The organism is Gardnerella sp. c10Ua_31 (assembly GCF_055700915.1).
The window spans coordinates 324,891-348,488 of record NZ_JANUYG010000002.1 but is presented as its reverse complement, the minus strand read 5'-3'; the positions used below and the strand labels follow the sequence as shown (position 1 = coordinate 348,488).

Below are 23,598 nucleotides of genomic sequence, written 5' to 3'. Positions count from 1 at the left end.
AACCATAAGGTTTACAGCGTGCAGCTTACGCAACCCTCGATTTCTGTACCTTCCAAAGCCTTCTGGCGAATACGAATGTAGTAAAGAGTTTTAATACCCTTACGCCATGCGTAAATCTGAGCTTTGTTCAAATCGCGAGTAGTTGTAGTGTCTGGGAAGAACAAAGTAAGAGACAATCCCTGATCCACATGCTGAGTTGCCTCCGCGTAAGTGTCAATAATTGCCTTCCAACCAATCTCGTAAGCATCCTTAAAGTACTGCATATTGTCGTTTGTCATGTATGCAGCAGGGTAGTAGACGCGTCCAACTTTACCCTCTTTGCGAATCTCAATGCGAGAAGCAATAGGGTGAATCGAACTCGTGGAATGGTTGATGTAAGAGATTGAGCCAGTTGGAGGAACAGCCTGCAAATACTCGTTGTAAATGCCGTCGCGCAAAATCTCGTCGCGCAACTGCTCCCAGTCCGAAACGGTTGGAATTGCAACGTTAAAACGCGCAAACAAATCGCGAACCTTTTGAGTTTTAGGCTCAAGCGAGCGGCTGCCATCAGTGTACTTATCGAAGTAGTTGCCTTTGCCTGCAGGCTTAGCGTAATCGCTAGTCTTAAAGCTTGCAAAAGCAGTCCCGCGCTCTACAGCCAAAGCGTGAGAAGCCTTATAAGCGTGGTAAGCAACAGTCATAAAGTACATGTCTGTAAAGTCAAGAGCTTCCTCGCTTCCGTACTGCATATGCTCGCGCGCAAGGAAACCGTGCAAATTCATTTGACCCAAGCCAATAGCATGGCCTTCTGCGTTACCGCGACGAATCGAAGGCACGGAATCAATCGAAGTGTGTTCCGAAACAGAAGTGAGCGCGCGCACGGCCAAATCAACGCTTGCACCCAAGTTTCCATCCATTGCCTTAGCAATATTAAGCGAGCCAAGATTGCAAGAAATATCGCGACCAACGTGGCTATAAGACAAGTCAGCGTTATAAGTGCTTGCTTCTTGAGTTTGCAAAATCTCGGAGCACAAGTTGCTCATAGTAATGCGGCCCTCAATAGGATTTGTGCGATTAACAGTATCCTCAAACAAAATGTAAGGGTAGCCAGACTCAAACTGAATCTCCGCAAGCGTCATAAAGAATTCGCGAGCATCAATGTACTTCTTGTGAATACGAGGATTTGCAACCATCTCATCGTAATGCTCGGTAACGGAGATGTCTGCAAAAGGCTTTCCGTACTCACGCTCAACGTCGTAAGGGCTAAACAAAGCCATCTTTTCCTTACGTTTAGCAAGCTCAAAAGTAATATCTGGAATCACAACACCCAAAGAAAGCGACTTAATACGAATCTTCTCGTCCGCATTCTCGCGCTTAGTGTCGAGGAAACGCATAATATCTGGGTGGTGAGCGTTAATATACACGGCACCAGCGCCCTGACGAGCGCCAAGCTGATTAGCATAAGAGAATGAATCTTCCAAAAGCTTCATAACAGGCACAACGCCGCTCGACTGATTCTCGATGCGCTTAATAGGAGCGCCAAGCTCGCGCAAGTTCGTAAGGAGCAGAGCAACGCCTCCGCCGCGCTTAGAAAGCTGCAAAGCAGAGTTAATTCCGCGTGCAATAGACTCCATGTTATCTTCCAAACGCACGAGGAAGCAGCTCACAGCCTCTCCGCGCTGAGCTTTACCAAGATTTAAGAACGTTGGAGTTGCTGGCTGGAATCGGCCTGCAAGCATTTCGTCCAAATAGTTGAGCGCTGCTTTTTCGCTGCCATCTGCAAGCTCCAAAGCAACTGCTGCTGCGCGCTGAGCGAAGTTTTCCAAATATTGCTTGCCGTCGAAAGTCTTTAAAGCGTAAGAAGTGTAGAACTTAAAAGCACCCAAGAATGTGCCAAAAGTGTGGTGAGCGGATTCTGCGTGCTCGTAGAACTTATCTAGAAACTCGTCGCTGTATTTATGGAAAACGTTGCCGTTGTAGTAGTAGTTGCTAATCAAATAGTTCAAGCGCTCGCGAGTGGAAGCAAACTTCATGCTGTGTTCTTGCACGTAACCCGAAACGTAAAGCTTTTCTGCTTCCGTGTCTTTATCAAACTGAATGCCTTTTTCTGGATCAAAAAGACCGAGCATAGCGTTAAGAACGTGGTAGTCGCGGCTGTTGCGAATGCGATCGGCAGTTGTGCTGCTAGCAGTGCTGGCATCGTCAGTGTGATCAAGATTAAGCGAAGTAGATTCGCTCATCGGATCCGTGCTATTCATGGGTTTTATTCCTTTCTTCGTGCGTTGTTTTTGCTTTTCAAACGCTGATTGATTTTATTTATGTGCTGTATTTGTTGTTTTTGTTTATTTGTTGTTTTTGTTTATTTCGTTTATTCTGTTTCTTTTAATTGCCTTAAAAATCTTGGTATTCCCTGCGCTACTTTTTCTATGTCTTCTGCAGTTCCCGTAAGCTCAAACGAATACATGTTTGGAATTGCGCATTTTCCAGCGATTTGACCGCCTGCAGCGCAATATGCGTCTCCAAAATTCGTATTTCCAGAAGATATTACGCCGCGAATAAACGAACGATTTTCGCGATTGTTTAGGAATTTGCGCACTTGCATTGGTATTGCTTTCTTAATATTTCCGCCGCCGTAAGTTGGCACAATCAAAACGTATGGTTCGCGAACGTGCAATTCTGGTTCTTTTGGACGAAGCGGTATGCGATACACGTTCACATTGCTGCTTGGAAAATCGCAATTTTTCACGAATCGTAGTGTGTTTTCGGAGACGGAAGAAAAATAAACTACAGCTCCGATTGATTCGCCTTGTGCGCGCGCTTCTGGTTCGCTTGGTTGTGACATATTTTCTTGATCACACATTTTTATACTTCTTGATTGCTTTGATTATTTTGCGTATCTTGCTTATTGTTGATTGCTTTAATCGTTTTAATCGTTTTTATTTTCGTCTTCTAGTTGGCTTGCGATTTGTGCAATCAAATCTGGGCGATACCCACTCCACGACGAGTTTGGAGTAATCACCACTGGCGCTTGGCGATATCCTGCAGCGCGCAATTGGTCTAAAGTAGAAGGGCTTTGAGTTAAATCTACTGTTTCAAAATTCACGCCTAGCTTAGTGAATTGACGCTTTGTGGCATCGCACTGTGGGCAATGTGGCTTTGTGAAAACTGTAATAGTCACGGTTCGTCTCCCTTCGTTGTGTGTATTGTGCGTATTTAACGCTTTTTCTTTATGATTATTTAAGTTTGTGCTTTTGGGCACGATTTAACAGTCTACTACCACTTAACACTATTTGTAGTGGCGTGTTGTATGGATAATCCCTATATTTAGTGTGTCCAAATTTTGGCTATCACGCGTGTCTATAAGATTTAAGCGGTATTTACGCTTTCTAAATAGTGACTAATAAAAGTAAAAATGTAATCTTTATCACAAAATTGCCATTAATGCGCGAGCTATGCAGTACGCCTTGTGATCGCAACAAAAACGCTTGTGCATATAAAACGATAAACTTTAAAAAGTGTGTTTTGATTGATTAAGTGTTAAAAATAAAACAATCATAAAATAATAAAACGGTTATAAATATTACTGTTATAAATATTAAAAGATAGAGGTGCAAAATGGCGGAAACTCAAGCTAGAGCAAATATTGGCGTTGTTGGCTTGGCTGCAATGGGATCGAATTTAGCGCGTAATCTTGCGCATCACGGAAATACTGTTGCTGTTTATAATCGTCATTATTCGCGCACAGAAACCTTGATGAATGAGCACGGCAGCGAAGGTGCTTTCGTTCCTGCTAAAACCGTTGAAGAATTTGTTGCTTCGCTTAAGCGCCCACGCACTGCAATCATTATGGTAAAAGCTGGCGCTCCTACAGATGCTGTTATTGAAGAGCTTGCAAATGCTATGGAGCCAGGAGATATTATTGTTGACGGCGGAAACTCCTACTTTGAAGACACGATTCGCCGAGAGAAAAACATTCGCGCGCGCGGCCTTCACTACGTTGGTTGCGGTGTTTCTGGCGGAGAAGAAGGTGCGCTTCGCGGTCCTTCGATGATGCCAGGAGGCACGGAAGAATCTTGGAAAACGCTTGGTCCTATTCTAAAGTCGATTGCAGCCGTTGCAGAAGGCGAGCCTTGCGTAACGCATATTGGCACCGATGGTGCTGGTCACTTTGTAAAGATGGTTCACAACGGCATTGAGTACTCCGATATGCAACTTATTGCCGAAAGCTACGATTTAATGCTTCGCGGTTTGGGCATGAAGTCCGAAGATATTGCAGATGTGTTTAGCGAGTGGAACAAGGGCGAGCTTGATTCTTATTTGATTGAGATTACGGCGGATGTGCTTCGCCAGAAAGACGCTAAGACTGGTAAGCCTTTGGTGGAGATGATGGTAGACCACGCTGGAATGAAGGGCACGGGTACTTGGACTGTGCAATCTGCGCTTTCGCTTGGAATCCCTGTAACTGGTATTGCAGAAGCTGTGTTCGCTCGCGGACTTTCAAGCCAGGTTGCTTTGCGTGAAGCTGCAGAAAACCAGGGTTTGACTGGTCCAGATATGCATTTTGATTTTAGCGATTCTGAGCGTAAGGCATTTATTGAGGATATTCGCCAAGCTTTGTACGCTTCTAAGATTGTTTCTTATGCGCAAGGATTTGACGAGATTGCTGCTGCTGCAATTGAGCATGATTGGAAGATTGACCAGGCTGGTGTTGCTCGCATTTGGCGCGGCGGATGCATTATTCGCGCGCAATTCTTAAACCGCGTTTCCGAGGCATTTGAATCTGGGCAGGCAAGTGTTTCCTTGCTTTTTGCGCCGTACTTTAAGGATGCTATTGAAAAGTCGCAAGCTGCTTGGCGCCGTGTTATTGCGCGCGCAGTGGAGCATGGTGTGCCTGTTCCAGCATTCTCCAGTTTGCTTGCATATTATGATGGCTTGCGATCAAAGCGTTTGCCAGCATCGCTTATTCAAGCTCAGCGCGATTTCTTCGGCGCGCACACATACGGACGCATTGACGAGCCAGGAGTATTTCACACTTTGTGGGCAGATCCTAATCGCCCAGAAGTAAAGCAAGATTAAATCAAATAATCTTTAGAACTAACAGGCCTCTGCGTTATTATGCATAGGCCTGTATTTTATTGTTCTAAATATTATGCACGATGTTAGAAGGCTATGCAGATTACTGGATTGCTGCTTGCAATGTTTCTGCGGTGGTTAGCCATGCGATTTCTTCACTTCCGTTAGCAAAGGAAGCAGGATAGTCTGGGTTATTGCTTCCAGAAAGCGCGTTCATTAAAGCTTTTCCTTTTTGCTCGCCAGCAGTTAAGAACCAAGTGCGGCGGCTATGAGCCAGAACGGGTGCGCTAAGCGTTAATCGCATTGGCGGCTGCTTAGGGGAGTGATTCACACCTAAAACTATGCGATCGCGATTGTGAATTTGCGGCAATCCTGGGAAAAGAGAAGCCATATGTGCGTCTGGCCCCATGCCAAGAATCGCCAAATCAAAGTGAGGCTCTGGCCCAAGTAATCCTATAATCTCTTCTTCGTAATCGCGTGCTGCCGCATCTAAAATAGCGTCATTTTCAGCATCGCTAGCATTTGCCACTTCTTGCGCATTGCGCTCATCTGCAGGCATTTCGTGAATATGAGACTCCTGCAAAACTTTGTGATCGCTAAGCATGCTAAGAAGTAGCTCGCGAGCCTTGCGCGCATTGCGATCGTCGCTGCTATAAGCTACAAAACGCTCATCTGCCCACCAAATATGCACATTAGACCAGTTGATTGCTGGAAGTAACGGATTGCTAGCTAACATTTGAAACATGCGAATCGAATCTGTTCCACCTGTTAGCAAAAGATGGAATGGCTTATTAAGATTTTCAACATTGTTCTGCCATTGCATAATCAAAGTTACAAATTTTTGTGCAGCAACAGCAGCTAAAATATCTTGATTGTCGTAGCCGTACACTGTTGCGTTATGCGCAAATCTAAAATCTTCAGCCATAATGAATCCTTTTATTACTTTTACTTGTTGTATTAGAGTTCGTTATCTTGCAAGTTCGTTACTCTGCATTGTGCAACAATTTGCGTGAATAAGCTGCGCATAAATCTCGTCTGGGTCAATTCTGCGTAATTCTTCACTTAAACAGTCTTGTAAAGAACGAATCGGCATAGAAATAGGCTGAGAAGCTTGCCCAGGGAGACTTATTATTGCTTGGCTGCTGCCGGAAGGTCGCACAAGCGAAAGCTCGCCATCTTGCCGCTTAAGACTTACTTCCGTAATTGCATTCGCGCTTGAATCTTCAACAATTTCTACAGGAACATTAAGTGAGATTTTTAGCCATTGCGCAAGCAAATGCAGTGGAACGTAATGCTTAGGGCCGCTAACTTTAACGCTAAGAATCGGCAAGTGAGGCGGTTGATCAAGCATAGAAGCCAGCATTGCACGCCAAGACGTAATGCGAGTCCAAGAAAGATCAACGTCTTTAGAAGACCAGTTTTTTCGCAGATTTTGTACAGTTTCAAGAGTGTTGCTGGCGCGTTGAGCGTCTGTGATTCTGCTGCTTGCCATAGCTCCAAGCAAGTCTTTAGCAGGATTTTCTGGAGCGTTTGTAGGCCACCATGCAACAATAGGCGCGTCTGGAACAAGAAGCGGAATAACAAGCGTATCTGGGTGGCGAACAAGGTCATTATGCGGATAGAGAATAATGATTTCGCCTGCTCCAGCATCTGCGCCAAATCGCACTTGAGCGTCTAAGTTCGGCGTTTCTTCTTCTTGATTGTTTTGATTTTCTTGATTTTTTTGATTTTGATTATGCAAACTTGCATTAGCGCTTTGCCAATCGCGAACAATCGCAATAACTCTGCAAGGGTGCTCGCGGCTGGCTGCATTTGCTGCGCCCAGTGCGTTTTCAAGCTCTTTAAGAGTGGTGTCAATAAGAAGAGTGAGCACGCGTCCAGTTGCGGATTCACCTCGTTCTTCGTGAAGCTCGTCGATTTTTGCGGATATTTTAGACGTGTTTGTGTTAGGAAGATTAATAATCATGGCAGCCTCCAATGGCGATTATTGCGAGCAAGCATTTGATCTGCCTCTTCAGGTCCCCAAGTTCCAGCACGGTATGGTTGCGGACGCGTGTTAAGCGAAGCCCAAAAATCTTCAATCGGATCCAAAATCTTCCAACTTAAATCAACCTCTTGCGTTGTTGGGAAAAGTGGTGGCTCGCCAAGTAAAACGTCTAAAATAAGGCGCTCGTAGGCTTCTGGAGAGTTTTCTGTAAAAGACCTTCCATAGCTAAAGTCCATAGAAACATCGCGAACTTCCATAGACGTTCCGCCTGGCACTTTTGCGCCAAATCGCATTGTTACGCCTTCGTCTGGTTGCACACGAATCACAATCGCATTGCTACCAAGTTCGCGAACAGCAGTAGTCTCAAAAGGTAAGTGTGGAGCTCGCTTAAAAATCACAGCAATCTCTGTAACGCGCTTGCCTAAGCGCTTGCCAGTTCGCAAGTAGAATGGCACTCCAGCCCATCGGCGAGTGTCTACGTCTAATCGCACAGCAGCATACGTTTCTGTAGTGCTATCTGGGCTAATTCCTTGCTCTTGCAAATATCCAATAGCCTTATATGACCCCTGCCAGCCTTCTGCGTATTGGCCTCTTGCAGTGTTTGCGCACAAATCTTTAGGCAGGCGTATAGCAGACAAGACTTTAGTTTTTTCTGCTGTTAAATCGCTAGCACTAAAGCTTACAGGCTCTTCCATAGCGGTGAGTGCCATTAGTTGAAGTAAGTGGTTTTGAATAACATCTCGCGCAGCGCCAATGCCGTCATAATATCCAGCTCTGCCACCTATGCCAATGTCTTCTGCCATAGTGATTTGCACGTGGTCAACATAATTAGCGTTCCAAATTGGCTCATACATTGCGTTTGCAAAGCGCAAAGCAAGCAGATTTTGCACAGTTTCTTTGCCTAAATAGTGGTCTATGCGGAACACGGAATTAGGGTCAAAAACCTCGGAAACTACGCGATCCAGCTCTTGTGCGCTTGCTAAATCGTGGCCAAATGGTTTTTCGATTATCACTCGTCGCCATGCGTTTTCGGAGGAGTGTGAAAGCCCCGATGCAGCCAATTGCTGCGCTACAACAGGGAAGCTGGATGGCGGAACCGACATGTAGAACGCGTGATTTCCGCGAGTTCCGCGATCTCTGTCTAGTTCGCTTACGGTTTTGCTTAATCGCTCGAAAGCGCTTGCGTCGTCGAATGTTCCGCGAACAAAACGTATGCCTTTTGCAAGATTAATCCAAGTGGATTCGCAAAATGGCGTACGGCAATGCTGTTGAATATTTTCTCGCACAAAGTTTACAAAATGCTCATCTGTCCAGTCGCGTCTGGCGAATCCCGTAAGGCCAAAGCCAGGAGGCAAAAGTCCGCGATTTGCTAAATCGTATACGGCTGGCATTAGCTTTTTTCTAGCTAAATCGCCCGTGATTCCAAATATAACAAGGCTGCACGGTCCTGCGATTTTAGCTAGTCGCAAGTCGCGCGGGTCTCGCAGAGGATTCTTCCAATCTGCAATCGAATCGCCCTTATTGCTTTGGGAAAATGGGGTTATTAACTCACTCATATATACCATCGTAATATTTTGACGTGATTTGGGCGGTTTGTTTTGCTAGTCGCAAGTCATCCGCCGCACACTGCTAGTCGTATCATTCGTGCGTATTGTGGTCCGCCAATAGGTGTTAAGTGTATTCCGTCGTCAGTTAGAAACTCGCTATGACCTGCACTCGTGCCATTCCAGTCAATAATTCCAACGTTTTTACGCTTTGATGCAAATGCGCGCAATTTTGCGTTCGTCTCGTCTTGCCAAGGTTGCGGCACGCGAGTTGTTACAAAGTACACGGGCTTTCCGCCAGTAATATTCACCATGTTTTGTAAAACTGACTCGTCTCTAGGCGGCCCGTTGGTTCCAAGTTCGTAGATTACAACACTTCCAGGGTGTTTTTCTGCTATGTCTTTTTGGTAGTCTTCGGCACCGTGGAAAATCTGCCTGCTAACTTTTCCGTCAATCCAAGCGTTTGGTAGAGCTTTTATAAGGTACGGTTTTGCGCCTTCGGTTACTGAGTCTCCAACCATTGTTATGTCTGCCGTGCAAACGTCTTGTTTTGAGTCAATTTTCCAAGGTTTTGTGTTTATGTTTGCTGGCACTTTTTCTGCGATTGGGTTTAGAACTCTATGCGCGCTTGGCTTTGTTGGAAGCATTTGTTTTGTTATATTTTGGCGCTTTCCGCCCACTTTTCTTTTTTGATTTTGATTTGATTTGTTGTTTGACTTTGTGTTTGTCTTGTTGTTTGAGTTATTGTTTGACTTTGAGCTTTGGCCTGACTCTGGCTTTTGCTTGCCATTTTGCGAATGAGTTTTATTGTTTTGTTCTTGACTCGTTAGTTCTGGTCTTAATTGTATTGCTCGCGCCTGCGCAATGCTGTTCCAGTTTAATGGCGCAGCAATTAGTACTATGCACGCTATTGCGCACACAGTAGTTGCAACTCTTCGTAGAACAAATGGAAGTCGAATGTTTTTGCTTTTAACGCTTAAAGTATCGCTAGAAAGATCAAGGTTTTTATTTTCATCTATAGAATCATCTATAGGATTATCTTTTGAATCATCCATCGAATTATCTTTTGCATTCTCTGATTTTGTGTTAACACTAAAAGTCATATATTTACTTGCAAATGGCATTTCAAAAATTCTGTAAAATACTTCACCTGCAGCAACAACAATCACGCATTGCAAAATCTGCTCAAATAGCGTTATATGCGTTGTTCTAGTTGCAGGATTTAAGACTTCGAGTATAGGAAAATGAACAAGATAAATCGCAAAAGATCTCTTGCCTAAGTAGCTTAACACGCTAGTGCCAAGTATCTTTGCGCAAATGTTGTTTTTTAGCATGCAAGCGTGCATTAAAATTGCGCAAACTATTGCAAAAAGTGCATAACCGCCGTACACAATCCACGTTTTTAGTCCGTCTTGTTTAATAAAGCAGAATAAAATAAATGCTAGTGCAGCAAATCCTACAATGGATTCTAAAATTGGCTGTCTGCCTTTGTTTTTGCCATTTTGCGAATCGTTTTCTTGGTTTTCAATTTGTTCTTTTTCGCTTTTGCTTCCAACAATGTAGCGGCACGCGTCTGAAATGATTTTTATAGCAGATTTTCCACTAAACCACGTGCAATACATTGCTAGAATCGCGCCGATTAAGAATTCACATGCGCGTGTATCTAAAGCGTAGTACACGCGTGCAATGGTTTGCCCTTCTCCATAAAGAATTGTTATTGCAATGTTTGTAAGCGCAGACACAATCGCAAGCGTTGCTGTAACAAGCATTCGCACGAACTTTGATTTAACTATTTTAAGAATTGCGCATAGAATAATAGGCCAGCAAATAAACATTTGCATAATAAGGCCTAAGTACCACAAATGCTTAATAGGAGAAGGCAGCCCCGATTGCTCAAAATACGAGACTTTTCGCAAAACATACGCCATGTTGCTGCTAAATGTTGCTCCGCTTAGAGCATCTGATTGCAACTTTGTTAAAAGGCTTGGCGAAAACAGCCACATAAGTGGTGCGCTTAGTGCAATAATGCCCAGCGTAGAAGGCCATATTCGTTTTATGCGTTTAAGCAAGTACTTAAAGTAGGCAATAAGTTTTGATTTTTTCTTCTGGCTTTCTTGGTTGCCATCTAAATGCGAATTTTTATTGTTATTCTCGCTGAACATTTTTAGCAAAGATACGGTGCTAAAGTATCCTGCCATAACAAGAAACATTGTTACGCCTAAAAAGCCGCCGTTGAATACAATTGGACGCAAGTGGAACGCTACAATTCCAATAATTGCGATCGCGCGCATGCCGTCTATTGCAGCGTTGCGTTTGTTTGCAGCGTTTGTTGCGTTGTTCAATTCTTTCATCTTGCCTACAACTTAATACGTGTTTGTTGTGTTTGTTGTGTTTTTGTATTCAGTTTTGTATTCAGTTTTACAAGTGTTTATGTTCGATTTTTCCCATTAGTATCGCGCCAAAACGTAGTCATATTATCTATGTATTAAGACACTAAAGACGCCTATAGCGTGTCTTAGGTTTTCCTTGATTTTTAGCATATTTTTGCCTGATTCACGAGAGTTTTTTTAATGTGAACTAAAATATTTTTCAAATGTTTTACTGTTTTTATTAATATTTTTTATTAATATTTTTCATATTTTTCTTTGTGTTTTTCTCATTGGTTAGTCGCCATTTTTCTGTGTTTATCTAAATCGCGCATTATTGCGCTTTGCTTCGATTTGCTTGTGCATATATCGTAAAGCGTATTGCGCACTATTTTTCACATGTCGCAAATATATTACACAAATATGTCTCGCATATATTCCGCATATAGTCTGTATATCTAACTGGTTCTGAATTGCTATCGTGCGCGTAGTGTTTTATATACTCTTTGCTGCGCGCTAAAGTTAGATTGAACAGTCTAAGTTAGATGTACAAACGTTAGATTGATAAACAAATGCTTAAACGTACTAATGTACTTAAGCATTAAGTTTTACGTTAAGGAGTAAAAATGGCAGAAACATTTAACGTTGTGGTAGAGATTCCACGCGGCTCTAAGAACAAGTACGAAGTTGATCACGAAACTGGTCGCGTATTTTTGGACCGTACCTTGTTCACTGCAATGGGCTACCCAGATGATTATGGCTACATTGATGGCACTTTGGGCGAAGACGGCGATCCGCTTGACGCTCTTGTTATGATTCCAAATTCCGTATTCCCTGGTTGCGTTGTTGAATGCCGCGCTGTTGGTTTGTATCACATGGTTGACGAAGCTGGCGGAGATGACAAGGTTTTGTGCGTGCCAGCAGACGTTCGCTTTGACGACATTAAAGATATTGATGACGTTAACGAGTATCACAAGGCAGAAATCAAGCACTTCTTTGAGCAATACAAGGCTTTGGAGCCAGGCAAGGAAGTTCTTCCTGGAGACTTCTGGGCTGGAGTTGAGCAAGCAGAGAAGGAAATCGTTGCAGCTCGCAAGCGTTTGGAAGAAAGCGAAAAGTAGTTCTTGCGATTAGTCGCAAGCTTCCAAGCGTTTTAACAACGTATCTATTAGTGTCTAACGCATTTTATGTGTTAGACACTTTTTAATATCTTTAATATCTTTAATATCTTTAATATCTTTAATAAGTAATTGCTATCTATAAAACATTGCTATCTATAAAACATATTGCGTGAAACAGTGTGTGAAACAGTGTGTGAAACAACTAGCATTAACTTTAATCGCTTACGCTACAAGCAACATTGCCAATCCAGCTCCGTAAACAACCATTCCGCACATCATAATTGGAATCAAAGCTGTTCCAATTTGTGGAAAAACTGTTCCAGCATTGTATTGCGCGTCTTTAATCCAAAGGTGAGAAAGGCCAGCCAAAACAATCACAACAAACAATCCAAGAATTGCCACTAACACGCCAAGTTCCAATACGCGTACAGAAAAAGTGAATTTAATAATTGACGGCAAGAAAAGCCATCCAGGCAAGGCTGCGCATGCAATACTTGCAGTAAGGCAATGAGATAGGTTTCGTACAAGATTAGACCTATCTTCTCTAAACATTTGTCTAGCAAAGCTAACAAATGTTGCTGCAACAAGAATTAGCGCAAAGTTTACCGCCCATCGCTCGTATGGTCTAATAGCAGCAACAAATTTGTGAATACTAACTTCTGATTCGCCATCAATCACGCTGCTTGGCAGCCATCCTTTTAAGGCCAAAGTTGCGCACCACATAGACGCTAATGATGCAAGAAAAGGAATAGCTTTATCGGCTGTAGAGCCTTTGAGTGGCCAAAAAGTTATTAAAGCAAGAAGAATAAGAATGCAAACCGTTAAAACTGCTTTTGTTGTTGCAAACGGAAGCATTGCAGCAGATGCTAAAAGAACTATAGCAACAAATTGAGTTACAGCAATCGTAATGTGACCATACATTTTGTTGCGCTGAATATTGTTGCTCATTGTACGCTCCTATCGCGTTTACACTGTGATTTACACCATTTTATATGCAAGCGTACACTTGCGCTTTTTGATTCTTCTTAAGCATGGATTACAATTCTTTTTTATAACAGCTTGATTTTGAATTTTAATTCAATTCTATGCGCTATGGAGGTGTCAATATGACGGATATTACATTGATGACCTCTTGTGCCGCGCCTGCAAAAGTTTTGCCATCGCTAACGCTTCTTTCGCATCGCGTGCGCGTAGTGCCAATGGAACCTTCTAGCATGCTTAAAATGCCCGAAGATACTATTCTTCTTGTTGATGCTAGAGAAGACTTATCTTTAGCAAAATCGCTGTGTTCTCTTGTGCGCGCGTCTAATTTAACAATGTCTATTATTCTAATTCTTGCCGAGGGCGGTTTTACAGTTGTAAACCCATCTTGGGGCGTTAACGATGTTATGCTAACAACTGCTTCTCCTGCAGAAGTAGAAGGAAGATTGCGCTTAGCTGCTAAAAAAGTTGTATCTGCAGATTCTGCTGCTGGCTCTACTGTTGCCGATTCTACTAGCGTTGAGGTTAACAGCAATGGTCAAATGTGCTCTGGAGATTTAGTTGTGGATACGCAAAGTTACACAGTTAGTTTGCACGGAAAGCCTATCGATTTAGCGTATAAAGAATTTGAGCTGCTTAAATATTTTGTTCAGCATCCTCGTAGAGTTTTTACGCGTGCACATTTACTTCAAGAGGTTTGGGGCTACGATTACTATGGCGGAACGCGAACGGTAGACGTTCATATTCGTAGGCTTCGTGCAAAGTTGGGCGTTGAATATGAGCATGTTATTGGAACAGTTAGAAATGTTGGATATCGTTTCGACCCATTAGAAGCTCAAGTTGACGAAGTAGAAAATGACGATTACGCACAAAATGGCAATAGTGCGGATGCTGGCGATTCGCGTGCCGAGGATTCAGGCGTTTCCAACGATTTAGACTAGGCTTATATTGGCTACAAATAACACGAATAAAATAAATAACACAATAGATAACACAAATAAAATCAATGCGGTAAATGTGATAAATAAAAACAAAATGCGCGAAGAATACAGGATTTTATGCGAAGAAATCCCAAATCCAAAATGTGCGCTAAATTTTACGAACCCATTTGAGCTTTTAATCGCAACTGTTCTTAGCGCGCAAACAACTGATAAGCGCGTAAATCTTGTTACAAGTAAGCTTTTTAAGGAATACCCAACGCCAGTCGATTTAGCAAAAGCGCAAATATACAACGTGCAAGAAATAATTCATTCGCTTGGATTTTATAGAGTAAAATCGCAACATATTATTGAGCTTTCGCAAAAACTTGTTAAAGATTTTAATGGCGTTGTGCCAAATAATATGGCAGATCTTACAAAGCTACCAGGCGTAGGAAGAAAAACAGCAAACGTTGTTTTAGGGAACGCTTTTAAGATTCCAGGATTTCCAGTAGATACGCATGTTATGCGCGTTACGTCAAGACTTGGCTGGGTGAGTGAGGCTAGTGCTAAGGCTAAAGATGCTGCAAAAATCGAGCGAGAAGTCACAGCTTGTTTTGCTCCAGAAGAATGGACTAATCTTTCACATCGTCTTATTTTGCACGGAAGAATGATTTGCATTGCTAGAAATCCGCGCTGCGGCGATTGCCCGCTTAGGTTTTTATGCCCCTCGGTTAGATTGTAGAAAATAAATTTGCACAAGATTAATGGCGTCTAGTAAACCCTTTTAGAATATTTTTAGACTATTTTTAGACTATTTTGTGCATAAATTCGGCAATCAAATTCAAACGGTGATATAAACTTTTAATCATGCCTGAATTTGAAAGATACTCATCTGCTTCACATGTGCGTAGTGCAAGATATGCGCATAAAACTAGACGAAGCACTAAACCATGGGTTGTATTTATTGTTTTAATCGGCATTCTATCTGCAATAATTTGGGGCGGATGGCGGTTTATAGATGGAAGATCTTTAATACCTACAAACATTTTTCCAGCGTCAAATTCAACTTTAACAATAGGATTACGAACGGCTCCAGCCTCGCTAGATATTAGAACAGACGATAGTGATTCCTTACAACAGGCACTTTTAGAGAACGTTTACGAAACACTTGTAAAACGAGACGAAAACAATGCTTTACGCCCAGGACTTGCGCAATCTTGGAGCGTTTCGAACGATGGATTGAATTATAAATTTAGGCTCCGCAGCGGAATTAAGTTTGCTAACGGAGACCCAATGGACTCAAGCTCCGTTCTTAAATCGCTTCAGCAAGGCATTACAAAGAATTATCCTGGCTACGAAAAGCTAACAAACATAACAAGCGTTTCTAATTCTGGGCCTAACGTTCTAGATATAACTCTTAAAACTCCAGACCCACTTTTGCCAAGGCGATTAGCTGGAAGAGCTGGAATTGTTTACAACACAAACATCTTTGTTAATTACGCTTCCGATGCTATTGGAACAGGTCCGTTTACAGTAAAGGGATATAACAAGGGTGGGGATCTCGTTCTTGCTAGAAACAACAATTATTGGGCGGGGCAAGCTGGATGCCAAAGCATAACTCTTAAGTATTTTAACGATGACACGTCTTTAGCAAACGCTGTTAAAGATGGCAGCGTGCAAATGGCAATTCCACTAGACGGAAATGAAAACAAGCGAATGGCTGCAATGCCAAACACTAAGTTGGTAAAGGGAAAAAGCACAAGATTAAGAATGTTTGCTTTTAACACGGGAATGTCATCTATGTTCTGCGATCAGCAAATTCGTAGAGCTGCAAGACACGTGATTGAGCCCAATGTTATTCTTGCTTCCGATCCTTTTGGAGGCCAGCTTGTTGGCGGTCCAATCGACCCTATGTCTCCAGGGTATGAAGATTTTAGTAATACGTATCCTCACGACGTTCAAAAAGCTTACGGTATGTACCACTACTTTGTTGCAGGATATTTGCGCGGAATCACAATGCTTGTTCCAACTGGAATGGCTAGCGTTTGCGATCAAATGGCAAAAAACTTAAGCTATGCAGGTGGATTCCCAGTAAAACTAGAAGAATTAGACCAAAGTGTAATCGATCAACGAATACGCGAAGGTAAATACGACTTAGCTCTTACTTGGACTAATCACACTCTTGACTCTGGAATGTATGCAGACACTAAGTCTAACTATTTGTTCCAAGATCACGCTTCGCAAAAGTATTTTGCAGACGCAATGAAGTCTACAAGTCCGCAAGAGTACGAAGAAAACATTAAAAAGTACGCTAAAGAATTGTGCGATTACGCGGTTTCGGGATGGTTGTACGCAAGGAATAGCGTTGTTGTTGCAAAGTCAAATGTGAGTGGATACCCTACTAACATGACCGATCAGCTGCTTCCTTTGCATGATGTGACTGTTAAATAGTGCTGGCTTAGTGAGTTCTTAGTGCTCTGTTATAGTGCGATGTCTCAGTGAGTTTCTAATATTCAGTTCATGAGTGAACAGGATAACACAGTAAAACACGCACATTTAACACCATTGCCTAATAAGGTTGGTGTTGATGGTCTTGAAGACAAATGGCGTAGCAATTGGGACGAAGCTGAGACTTACGCTTTCCACAATTCTCGCGACCGCAAGGCCGTGTATTCAATCGATACGCCGCCTCCAACGGTTAGTGGCCACTTGCACGTTGGTCACGTATTTTCTTACACGCATACGGATGTGATTGCGCGATATAAGCGCATGCAAGGCTTTGATGTGTTCTACCCAATGGGTTGGGACGATAATGGCTTGCCAACAGAGCGCCGCGTGCAAAACTATTACGGCGTGCGCGTAGATACTTCGCTTAAGTATGACCCTGATTTTAAGCCGCCATTTGAAGGTACTGAAGGCAAGAAGATTGAGGCAAAAGATCAGGTTCCTGTAAGTAGACAGAACTTTATTGAGCTTTGCGAGCGCCTAACTTCCCAAGATGAGAAGCTTTTTGAAGCTTTGTGGCGCAGGCTTGGTCTTTCTGTTGATTGGTCGCAAACCTACCACACTATTGGCGAGCAGCCTCGCAGAGTTGCGCAAAAAGCATTCTTGCGCAATCTTGCTCGCGGAGAAGCCTACCAAAAGGATGCTCCAGGCTTGTGGGATGTTACATTCCAGACTGCAGTTGCCCAGGCAGAGCTTGAAGCGCGCGAATACCCTGGTTTCTATCATAAGATTGCTTTCCGCTTTGAAGATGGTACGCCAATTTATATTGAGACTACGCGCCCAGAATTGCTTGCTGCTTGCACGTCTTTGATTGCACACCCAGACGATGAGCGTTACAAGAAGTACTTTGGCAAAGAAGTTTACTCGCCGCTGTTTAAGGTGAAGGTTCCGATTTTGGCTCATCCTGCTGCTCAAATGGACAAGGGCGCTGGCATTGCAATGTGCTGCACTTTTGGCGACGTAACAGACGTTGAGTGGTGGCGCGATTTGAGTTTGCCAACTCGACCAATCATTCAGCGAAACGGCCGCATTGTAATGACTACTCCTGATTGGATTACGGACGAGTCTGGCCGCGAAATGTTTGAGAAAATTGCTGGTAAAACCACGTTCTCTGCTCGCAAGGAAGTTGTTGAAGCTTTGCAAGCTGCTGGAGATATGGAAGGCGATCCAAAGCCAACAAAGCGTATGACGAACTTCTACGAAAAGGGCGATAAGCCTTTGGAAATCATCACTTCTCGCCAGTGGTATTTAAAGAACGGCGGTACGGACGAAAAGCTGAACGCTGAGCTTATTGAGCGCGGTAAGGAACTTAACTTCCATCCAGACTTTATGCGAGTGCGCTACGAGAATTGGGTTCATGGCTTGAATGGCGACTGGCTTATTTCTCGCCAGCGCTTCTTCGGCGTGCCATTCCCACTTTGGTACCCAGTAAATGAAAATGGTAAAGTGGATTACGAGCATCCTTTGACGCCTAGCGAAGACCGTTTGCCAATCGACCCAACTATTGACGTTCCAGAAGGCTTCGACGAGTCTCAGCGAGACCAGCCAAATGGCTTTACTGCTGAGCAGGATATTATGGATACTTGGGCTACATCTTCCTTAACTCCACAAATTGTGACTCGTTGGGAAGAGCCAGGTGAGGAAAATCAAGCTTTGTTTAAGGCTACTTTCCCAATGGATTTGCGTCCACAAGGCCAGGATATTATTCGTACTTGGCTGTTTAGTACGGTTGATCGCGCGCATCTTGAAAACGGCTGCTTGCCTTGGAAGCATGCTGCGCTTTCTGGCTGGATTCTAGACCCAGACCACAAGAAGATGTCTAAATCTAAGGGCAACGTTGTTGTGCCAAATAAGCCAATCGAAGAGTTTGGTGCGGATGCTGTGCGTTACTGGGCAACTTCTGCAAAGCTTGGTTTGGATGCAACTTACGACGAAGGTCAGATGAAGATTGGCCGTCGCCTTGCGATTAAGCTTTTGAACGCTACTAAGTTTGCGCTCGCGATTGGTCGCGAAGATGAGGAACATCAGGTTCTTGAGTCTGCCAGCGCGGATTGGGATTTTGCAGATGTTACGGAAGTTTTGGATCGCTCTGTTATGGCAAAGCTTGCATCCGTTATTCGTACAGCAACTGATGCGCTTGAATCTTATGAGCATTCTAAGGCTTTGGAAGCAATCGAAACCTTCTTCTGGGAATTCTGCGACGATTACATTGAGCTTGCAAAGAATCGTGCTTATGGAACTGCGGAATCCACTGGACGCACTCCAAGTGAATCTGCTGTAAAGTCTGCTCGCACAACTCTTGGTCTTGCACTCGACGCTTTGGCTCGCTTGCTTGCTCCTTACTTGCCTTACGCTACGGAAGAAGTGTGGAGCTGGATGCATGATGGCGAAGGTTCTGTGCATCGCGCAAGCTGGCCATGCGCTAAGGCGTATGAGGCTGCTGCAAACGGTGTTTCTGCAGACACTTTGGCTTACGCGGGCGAGGCTTTGGCTACTTTGCGCAAGATTAAGTCTGAGGCAAAAGTTTCTATGAAGACTCCTATTTTGCAAGTTACTTTGAATGTAGCGCAAAACGCTTATAAGGCTGTTGAGGAGACTTTGGGAGACGTTGCGGAAGCGGGACGCGTTACTGGAGAAGTAAAGCTTAACGCTGTTAAGGCTGCGGATGCTGGAGATTCTTCTGATTCTGATTCTGAATCTGAATCTGAATCTGCGGAATCTGATGCAGCTAATGTAAACGTTTCTGTTGCTCAAAGCGAACTCGGTGAAGCTCCTGCAAAAAAGAAGTAGTTTGCAAATAATTAAAAATGATTAATTGCAAGTAGCTAAAGTAGCTAATCGTAAGCTGCTTGCGATTAGTCGCAAAACAAAAGCGCTGGAAGTCAATCTTCGACTCCAGCGCTTTTTGTGTATTTAAGCACTTAAGAATAATCACTTGTTATAGATTCTACTGCGATGATCAATGTCCACAACAAAAACGGTCAGCACATTATTTTCAATTGCGCAAATTATTCTGTAATCCCTTACTCTATATCTCCAAAACCCCGAATAGTTGCCAGTTAGCGCTTTGCCTCTGATTCGAGGATTGTCGAGATTGCTAATTTCGCGAAGCTCCTTAACGATTTGCTTAGCAATTGTTTTGTCAATTTTCCCTAGCTGTTTTTCAGCCCTTTTAGATAAATTAATCTTCCAGATCAAGGCGCTTCACCACGTCGTCGAGTGGAGATGTTTCTAATTCTCCACGTTTGTATGCTTCAATATCTGCCATTAGTCCATATTCATGTTCAAGTTCATCGATTTGAGCTTCTAGTGCTTGATTCATGTAAAATGAACGAGTGCGGTGAGTGGTTTTAGCGAGCTGATCATAACGATCTAAAACGTTAGACGGTACTCTTAATCCTGTAATTGTTGCAGCCATTTCTAATCTCCATTGTAAAACATGTAAAACATATATTACCTTATATGCAGAATAACGCAATCCAATACGTTATAATCGCGAAGCATCGCGCGGTAACGCTAGACTGTAAACCATGAATCCAGAAAGCTTAAGTGAATTAATTGAAAAAATTGCTAAAGATTTAGTAGCAAGCGGTAAAGCTGGCAGTTTAACAGAAGATTTGATTCCTGCTGCCGAAAAACTTGCAGTTATGAGGCCAAAAGATCGCGCACACGGCGATTGGGCTACAAACGTTGCTATGCAGCTAGCTAAAAAAGCTGGTATGAAGCCTCACGATTTAGCGGAACTTTTTGCCGAGCGTTTGCAAGAAGCAGAAGGTATTGCGCGCGTAGAAGTGGCAGGCCCTGGCTTTATTAACATAACGCTTGATTCTGCTTCTGCAGCGGCAGTCGTAGACGAAGTCTTAAATCAGGGTGCTGATTTTGGCAAGAATACGCACTTGAGCGGCAAAACTTTGAATCTTGAGTTTGTTTCCGCAAATCCAACTGGCCCAATCCACATTGGTGGCACACGCTGGGCAGCAGTTGGCGATTCTATGGCTCGAGTTTTGGAAGCGAACGGCGCAAAAGTTGTGCGCGAATACTACTTCAACGATCACGGTGAGCAAATCAACCGTTTTGCAAAGTCTTTAGTTGCTGCAGCTCACGGCGAAGAAACGCCTGCAGACGGCTACAAAGGCGCGTATATTAACGAAATTGCGGACGCTGTTATAAAAGAAGCGAATGCGGACGGCGTTGACGTTCTTTCTTTGCCACGAATTGATCTTGGAAAAGATGAAGAAGGTTTGCCACTTGGCGAAGGCGATTCCGAGCAGCGAGAAGAGTTCCGCAAGCGCGCAGTGCCAATGATGTTTGCGGAAATTCGCAAGTCAATGCGTGATTTTCGTGTTGGTTTTGACGTGTGGTTCCACGAAAACAGCTTGTACGAGGACGGCGAAGTTGAGCGCGCTATTTCGGACTTGCGTTCTCGCGGAGATATTTTTGAAAAAGACGGCGCAACTTGGTTTGAATCCACCAAGCATGGCGACGATAAAGATCGCGTAATTATTAAGTCTGACGGAAATTACGCTTACTTTGCTGCAGATATTGCGTACTATCGTAACAAACGTCATCGCGAACAGAATCCTGCAGACGTAGCAATCTACATGCTTGGCGCGGATCATCACGGCTATATTGGCAGAATGATGGCAATGTGCGCGGCTTTTGGAGATAAGCCAGGCGAAAACATGCAGATTCTTATTGGCCAGATGGTAAATGTTATGAAGGATGGCAAGCCTGTGCGCATGAGCAAGCGCGCTGGAAACGTTATTACGATTGACGATTTAGTTGATGCAATTGGCGTTGACGCTTCGCGCTACTCTCTTGCTCGCACAGATTACAACACAAGCGTTGATATTGATTTGGATTTGCTTGCTTCCCACAGCAACGATAATCCTGTGTACTATGTGCAATATGCTCACGCGCGCAGTTGCAATGTGGCTCGTAACGCGGCAGACGCTGGAATTAGTGCAGATGGAGCCGATTTAAGCTTGCTTAATACTGAGGCAGACGGCGAAGTGTTGGCTGCTTTGGCGCAATGGCCTGCGGCTCTGGCGCAAGCTGGCGATTTGCGCGCTCCGCACCGCGTTGCGCATTATCTTGAGGATTTGGCCGCAAGCTACCACAAGTGGTACAACCTTGAGCGCGTAGTGCCAATGGAGTTGAGCGACCCAGAAAATCGCTTGCCAGAGGCAGAGCGTGAGGCTATTCGCATTGCAAAGTGCCCAGAGCCAGCACGTGCTGCAGCTCGACTTAAGCTTAACGCTGCTGTGCGCACAGTAATCGCCTCTGGCCTTGATTTGCTTGGTGTTTCTGCTCCAGACAAGATGTGATTTAGCGCATTTGCTATTATTGCGCATTTGCTTTTTATTTAGGACGCTAGCTTTTATGTTGGCGTCCTTTTATTTTGATTAGGAGACACGCGCGAAATTGCAAATTTTTGTCTATTAAGTACATGCGATTTATTAATATACCCCCTAATATTATTTTTCGGTTTCAGTTTTGTTATTCAATGCGTTAAATAATATGCTTAAACAATTTTCACCATATAGGAGGTGTAAGCATGAGCGTCACAACACAAAGTGTCAGCACAGACAGTGCCCCGAAAAAAAGGAACTTGACAATTATTGAATCCGCATACGTGGCGGTCATGTTGTTTGGCATGTTCTTTGGCGCTGGAAACCTTATTTTCCCAGTATTCCTTGGTGCTAACGCGGGAAACAATTCTGCTCCTGCAGCATTAGGCTTTATTGTTACTGGCGTTGGTTTGCCATTGTTAGGCGTTACGGCTCTTGCAATGAGTCGCGCAAACGGTCTTTTTGAACTTTCAAGCAAAGCTAGTAAAAAATACGGCATGTTCTTTACATGCGTTCTTTATTTAACAATTGGCCCGTTCTTTGCAATTCCGCGATGCGCAACAACTTCATACACTGTTGGCTTGGAGCGAATTATTCCGCAAGACGGAAATGGGCAATTGTACTTGTTCTTGTTCTCTGTAGTGTTCTTTGCGCTCGCGTTCTTCTTTGCTATGAAACCAAGCGGCATACTAACGTGGGTTGGTAAAGTTCTTACGCCAATCTTCCTTGTGTTCCTAGCGGTTTTGGTATTTACTGCACTATTTTCCCCTATAAGCGGTGCTTCTTCAGATGCTGCTCCTATGGGAAATTACGTTAATAAGTCATTCTTTACGGGATTCTTAGATGGCTACAACACAATGGATGCTTTAGCTAGCTTGGCATTTGGAATTGTGGTTGTTAGCACCATTCGCCAGTTTGGTGTAAAAGATCCTAAAGATGTGGCAGTAAATACTGCTCGCTCTGGATTCTTTAGCTGCTTGCTAATGGCTTTGATTTACGTTGCGATTGTTGTTGTTGGTGTGCGTAGCCGTGCTCTGTTCCCACCTGCGGAAAATGGTGGCGTAACTTTGGCACAAGTTGCACGCTACCATCTTGGAAATGCTGGCTTATTCGTGCTTGCTGCAACAGTAACGCTTGCCTGCTTAAAGACTGCGGTTGGATTAATCGTAAGCTGCTCGGAAACCTTCTCTAAGTTATTCCCTAAGGGTCCTAGCTACCGTGTTTGGGCTGTATTGATTACGCTTGTTTCGTTTGGTCTTGCAAACTTTGGATTGAGCGCAATCATCGAATACGCGGTTCCAGTATTAATGTTCTTGTATCCACTGTCAATCGTATTGATTCTTTTGGCTTTGTGTGGTCGACTTTTTGGAAATTCCAAGGTCGTGTATGCTTGGACACTTGGTTTTACTGGTGTTGCAGCTGTATTTGACTTTTTGAATAGTTTGCCAACAGCTTTGCGCAACGCATTGCATATGAACGATATGTTGATTGTTGCTCAAAACTGGTTGCCGTTCTCGGAATTTGGAATGGCTTGGGTTTGCCCTGCTGTTGTTGGATTTGTTGTTGGCTATGTTCGCATGGTTATATGTGACAACAAAGGTATGGAAGAAGTGGCTCGCGTAGCTGCTGGCCCAGATCTTGAAGGCAGCGTTGCTAATAGCGATGATTATTCTTCCAGCGAATCTGAGCTTGATGAACCTAGTTTTGGCAATCAATCCTAGTGACTAATTCATATTTATTTGTATAGATAGTTGCAATAATAAATAATCGC

General features: G+C 43.6%; 18 protein-coding genes. 8 read left to right on the top strand and 10 right to left on the bottom strand.

Annotated elements, in window-relative coordinates; genetic code table 11:
- Nucleotides 1-11 precede the first annotated feature (11 nt).
- From nrdE to NYP55_RS03970, 3 genes are all read right to left on the bottom strand, one after another.
- Nucleotides 12-2,237 carry a class 1b ribonucleoside-diphosphate reductase subunit alpha gene (gene nrdE / locus NYP55_RS03980; RefSeq protein ID WP_102704791.1) on the bottom strand — a complete coding sequence of 742 codons (2,226 nt, stop codon included), beginning with the start codon at nucleotides 2,235-2,237 and terminating at the stop codon, nucleotides 12-14.
- Between the two features lie 110 nt (nucleotides 2,238-2,347).
- Nucleotides 2,348-2,839: a class Ib ribonucleoside-diphosphate reductase assembly flavoprotein NrdI gene (nrdI, locus tag NYP55_RS03975; RefSeq protein ID WP_020758056.1), complete on the bottom strand. Its 492-nt coding sequence runs from the start codon at nucleotides 2,837-2,839 to the stop codon at nucleotides 2,348-2,350.
- A 66-nt stretch (nucleotides 2,840-2,905) separates the two neighbouring features.
- Entirely contained in the window at nucleotides 2,906-3,157 is a 252-nt protein-coding gene (locus tag NYP55_RS03970) for a glutaredoxin family protein (RefSeq protein ID WP_004114274.1), read from the bottom strand.
- Nucleotides 3,158-3,594: 437 nt separating this feature from the next.
- Between NYP55_RS03970 and gndA the strand changes: the two genes are divergently transcribed.
- Complete coding sequence (gndA, locus tag NYP55_RS03965) at nucleotides 3,595-5,055, top strand: NADP-dependent phosphogluconate dehydrogenase (RefSeq protein ID WP_102704790.1); 1,461 nt, start codon at nucleotides 3,595-3,597, stop codon at nucleotides 5,053-5,055.
- A 100-nt stretch (nucleotides 5,056-5,155) separates the two neighbouring features.
- Here the strand turns inward: gndA and pgl are convergent, their stop codons facing one another.
- Genes pgl through NYP55_RS03945 form a run of 4 tightly spaced genes read right to left on the bottom strand, consistent with a single transcriptional unit; the run spans nucleotide 5,156 to nucleotide 10,934 of the window.
- Nucleotides 5,156-5,977: a 6-phosphogluconolactonase gene (pgl, locus tag NYP55_RS03960; RefSeq protein ID WP_102704789.1), complete on the bottom strand. Its 822-nt coding sequence runs from the start codon at nucleotides 5,975-5,977 to the stop codon at nucleotides 5,156-5,158.
- A 42-nt stretch (nucleotides 5,978-6,019) separates the two neighbouring features.
- On the bottom strand, nucleotides 6,020-7,018 hold the full coding sequence (locus NYP55_RS03955) for a glucose-6-phosphate dehydrogenase assembly protein OpcA (RefSeq protein ID WP_472781597.1): 999 nt from the start codon (nucleotides 7,016-7,018) through the stop codon (nucleotides 6,020-6,022).
- Complete coding sequence (gene zwf / locus NYP55_RS03950) at nucleotides 7,015-8,595, bottom strand: glucose-6-phosphate dehydrogenase (RefSeq protein WP_472781596.1); 1,581 nt, start codon at nucleotides 8,593-8,595, stop codon at nucleotides 7,015-7,017. The genes NYP55_RS03955 and zwf overlap by 4 nt, the downstream gene beginning before the upstream one ends.
- Before the next feature lie 56 nt (nucleotides 8,596-8,651).
- Entirely contained in the window at nucleotides 8,652-10,934 is a 2,283-nt protein-coding gene (locus NYP55_RS03945) for an acyltransferase family protein (protein ID WP_102704787.1), read from the bottom strand.
- A gap of 641 nt (nucleotides 10,935-11,575) precedes the next feature.
- On the opposite strand from NYP55_RS03945, the gene NYP55_RS03940 reads away from it, so the two are divergent.
- Nucleotides 11,576-12,070 (top strand): inorganic diphosphatase, encoded by a 495-nt coding sequence (locus tag NYP55_RS03940; RefSeq protein ID WP_004105658.1) that lies wholly within the window; start codon nucleotides 11,576-11,578, stop codon nucleotides 12,068-12,070.
- Between the two features lie 222 nt (nucleotides 12,071-12,292).
- Here the strand turns inward: NYP55_RS03940 and NYP55_RS03935 are convergent, their stop codons facing one another.
- On the bottom strand, nucleotides 12,293-13,018 hold the full coding sequence (locus NYP55_RS03935) for a beta-carotene 15,15'-monooxygenase (RefSeq protein WP_415694986.1): 726 nt from the start codon (nucleotides 13,016-13,018) through the stop codon (nucleotides 12,293-12,295).
- 158 nt (nucleotides 13,019-13,176) lie between these two features.
- On the opposite strand from NYP55_RS03935, the gene NYP55_RS03930 reads away from it, so the two are divergent.
- The 4 genes from NYP55_RS03930 to valS all read left to right on the top strand — a co-directional run bounded on the left by NYP55_RS03930 (nucleotide 13,177) and on the right by valS (nucleotide 19,266).
- Nucleotides 13,177-13,992, top strand: a complete 816-nt coding sequence (locus NYP55_RS03930) for a winged helix-turn-helix domain-containing protein (protein ID WP_472781595.1) — start codon at nucleotides 13,177-13,179, stop codon at nucleotides 13,990-13,992.
- A 94-nt stretch (nucleotides 13,993-14,086) separates the two neighbouring features.
- Nucleotides 14,087-14,713, top strand: coding sequence for an endonuclease III (gene nth / locus NYP55_RS03925; RefSeq protein ID WP_032819379.1), 627 nt, complete (start codon nucleotides 14,087-14,089; stop codon nucleotides 14,711-14,713).
- A 125-nt stretch (nucleotides 14,714-14,838) separates the two neighbouring features.
- Nucleotides 14,839-16,422, top strand: coding sequence for an ABC transporter substrate-binding protein (locus NYP55_RS03920; protein WP_004131625.1), 1,584 nt, complete (start codon nucleotides 14,839-14,841; stop codon nucleotides 16,420-16,422).
- A 69-nt stretch (nucleotides 16,423-16,491) separates the two neighbouring features.
- Nucleotides 16,492-19,266 carry a valine--tRNA ligase gene (gene valS, locus NYP55_RS03915; protein WP_472781594.1) on the top strand — a complete coding sequence of 925 codons (2,775 nt, stop codon included), beginning with the start codon at nucleotides 16,492-16,494 and terminating at the stop codon, nucleotides 19,264-19,266.
- Between the two features lie 141 nt (nucleotides 19,267-19,407).
- On the opposite strand, the gene NYP55_RS03910 is transcribed toward valS, so the two are convergent.
- Together NYP55_RS03910 and relB are read right to left on the bottom strand one after the other, a co-directional pair.
- Nucleotides 19,408-19,674 (bottom strand): type II toxin-antitoxin system RelE family toxin, encoded by a 267-nt coding sequence (locus tag NYP55_RS03910; RefSeq protein ID WP_012913788.1) that lies wholly within the window; start codon nucleotides 19,672-19,674, stop codon nucleotides 19,408-19,410.
- Complete coding sequence (relB, locus tag NYP55_RS03905) at nucleotides 19,658-19,894, bottom strand: type II toxin-antitoxin system RelB family antitoxin (protein WP_115794039.1); 237 nt, start codon at nucleotides 19,892-19,894, stop codon at nucleotides 19,658-19,660. Before relB ends, NYP55_RS03910 begins: the two co-directional genes overlap by 17 nt.
- A gap of 112 nt (nucleotides 19,895-20,006) precedes the next feature.
- Between relB and argS the strand changes: the two genes are divergently transcribed.
- Together argS and brnQ are read left to right on the top strand one after the other, a co-directional pair.
- Nucleotides 20,007-21,803, top strand: a complete 1,797-nt coding sequence (gene argS / locus NYP55_RS03900) for an arginine--tRNA ligase (protein ID WP_472781593.1) — start codon at nucleotides 20,007-20,009, stop codon at nucleotides 21,801-21,803.
- A gap of 230 nt (nucleotides 21,804-22,033) precedes the next feature.
- Entirely contained in the window at nucleotides 22,034-23,548 is a 1,515-nt protein-coding gene (gene brnQ / locus NYP55_RS03895; protein ID WP_016831951.1) for a branched-chain amino acid transport system II carrier protein, read from the top strand.
- Nucleotides 23,549-23,598 lie beyond the last annotated feature (50 nt).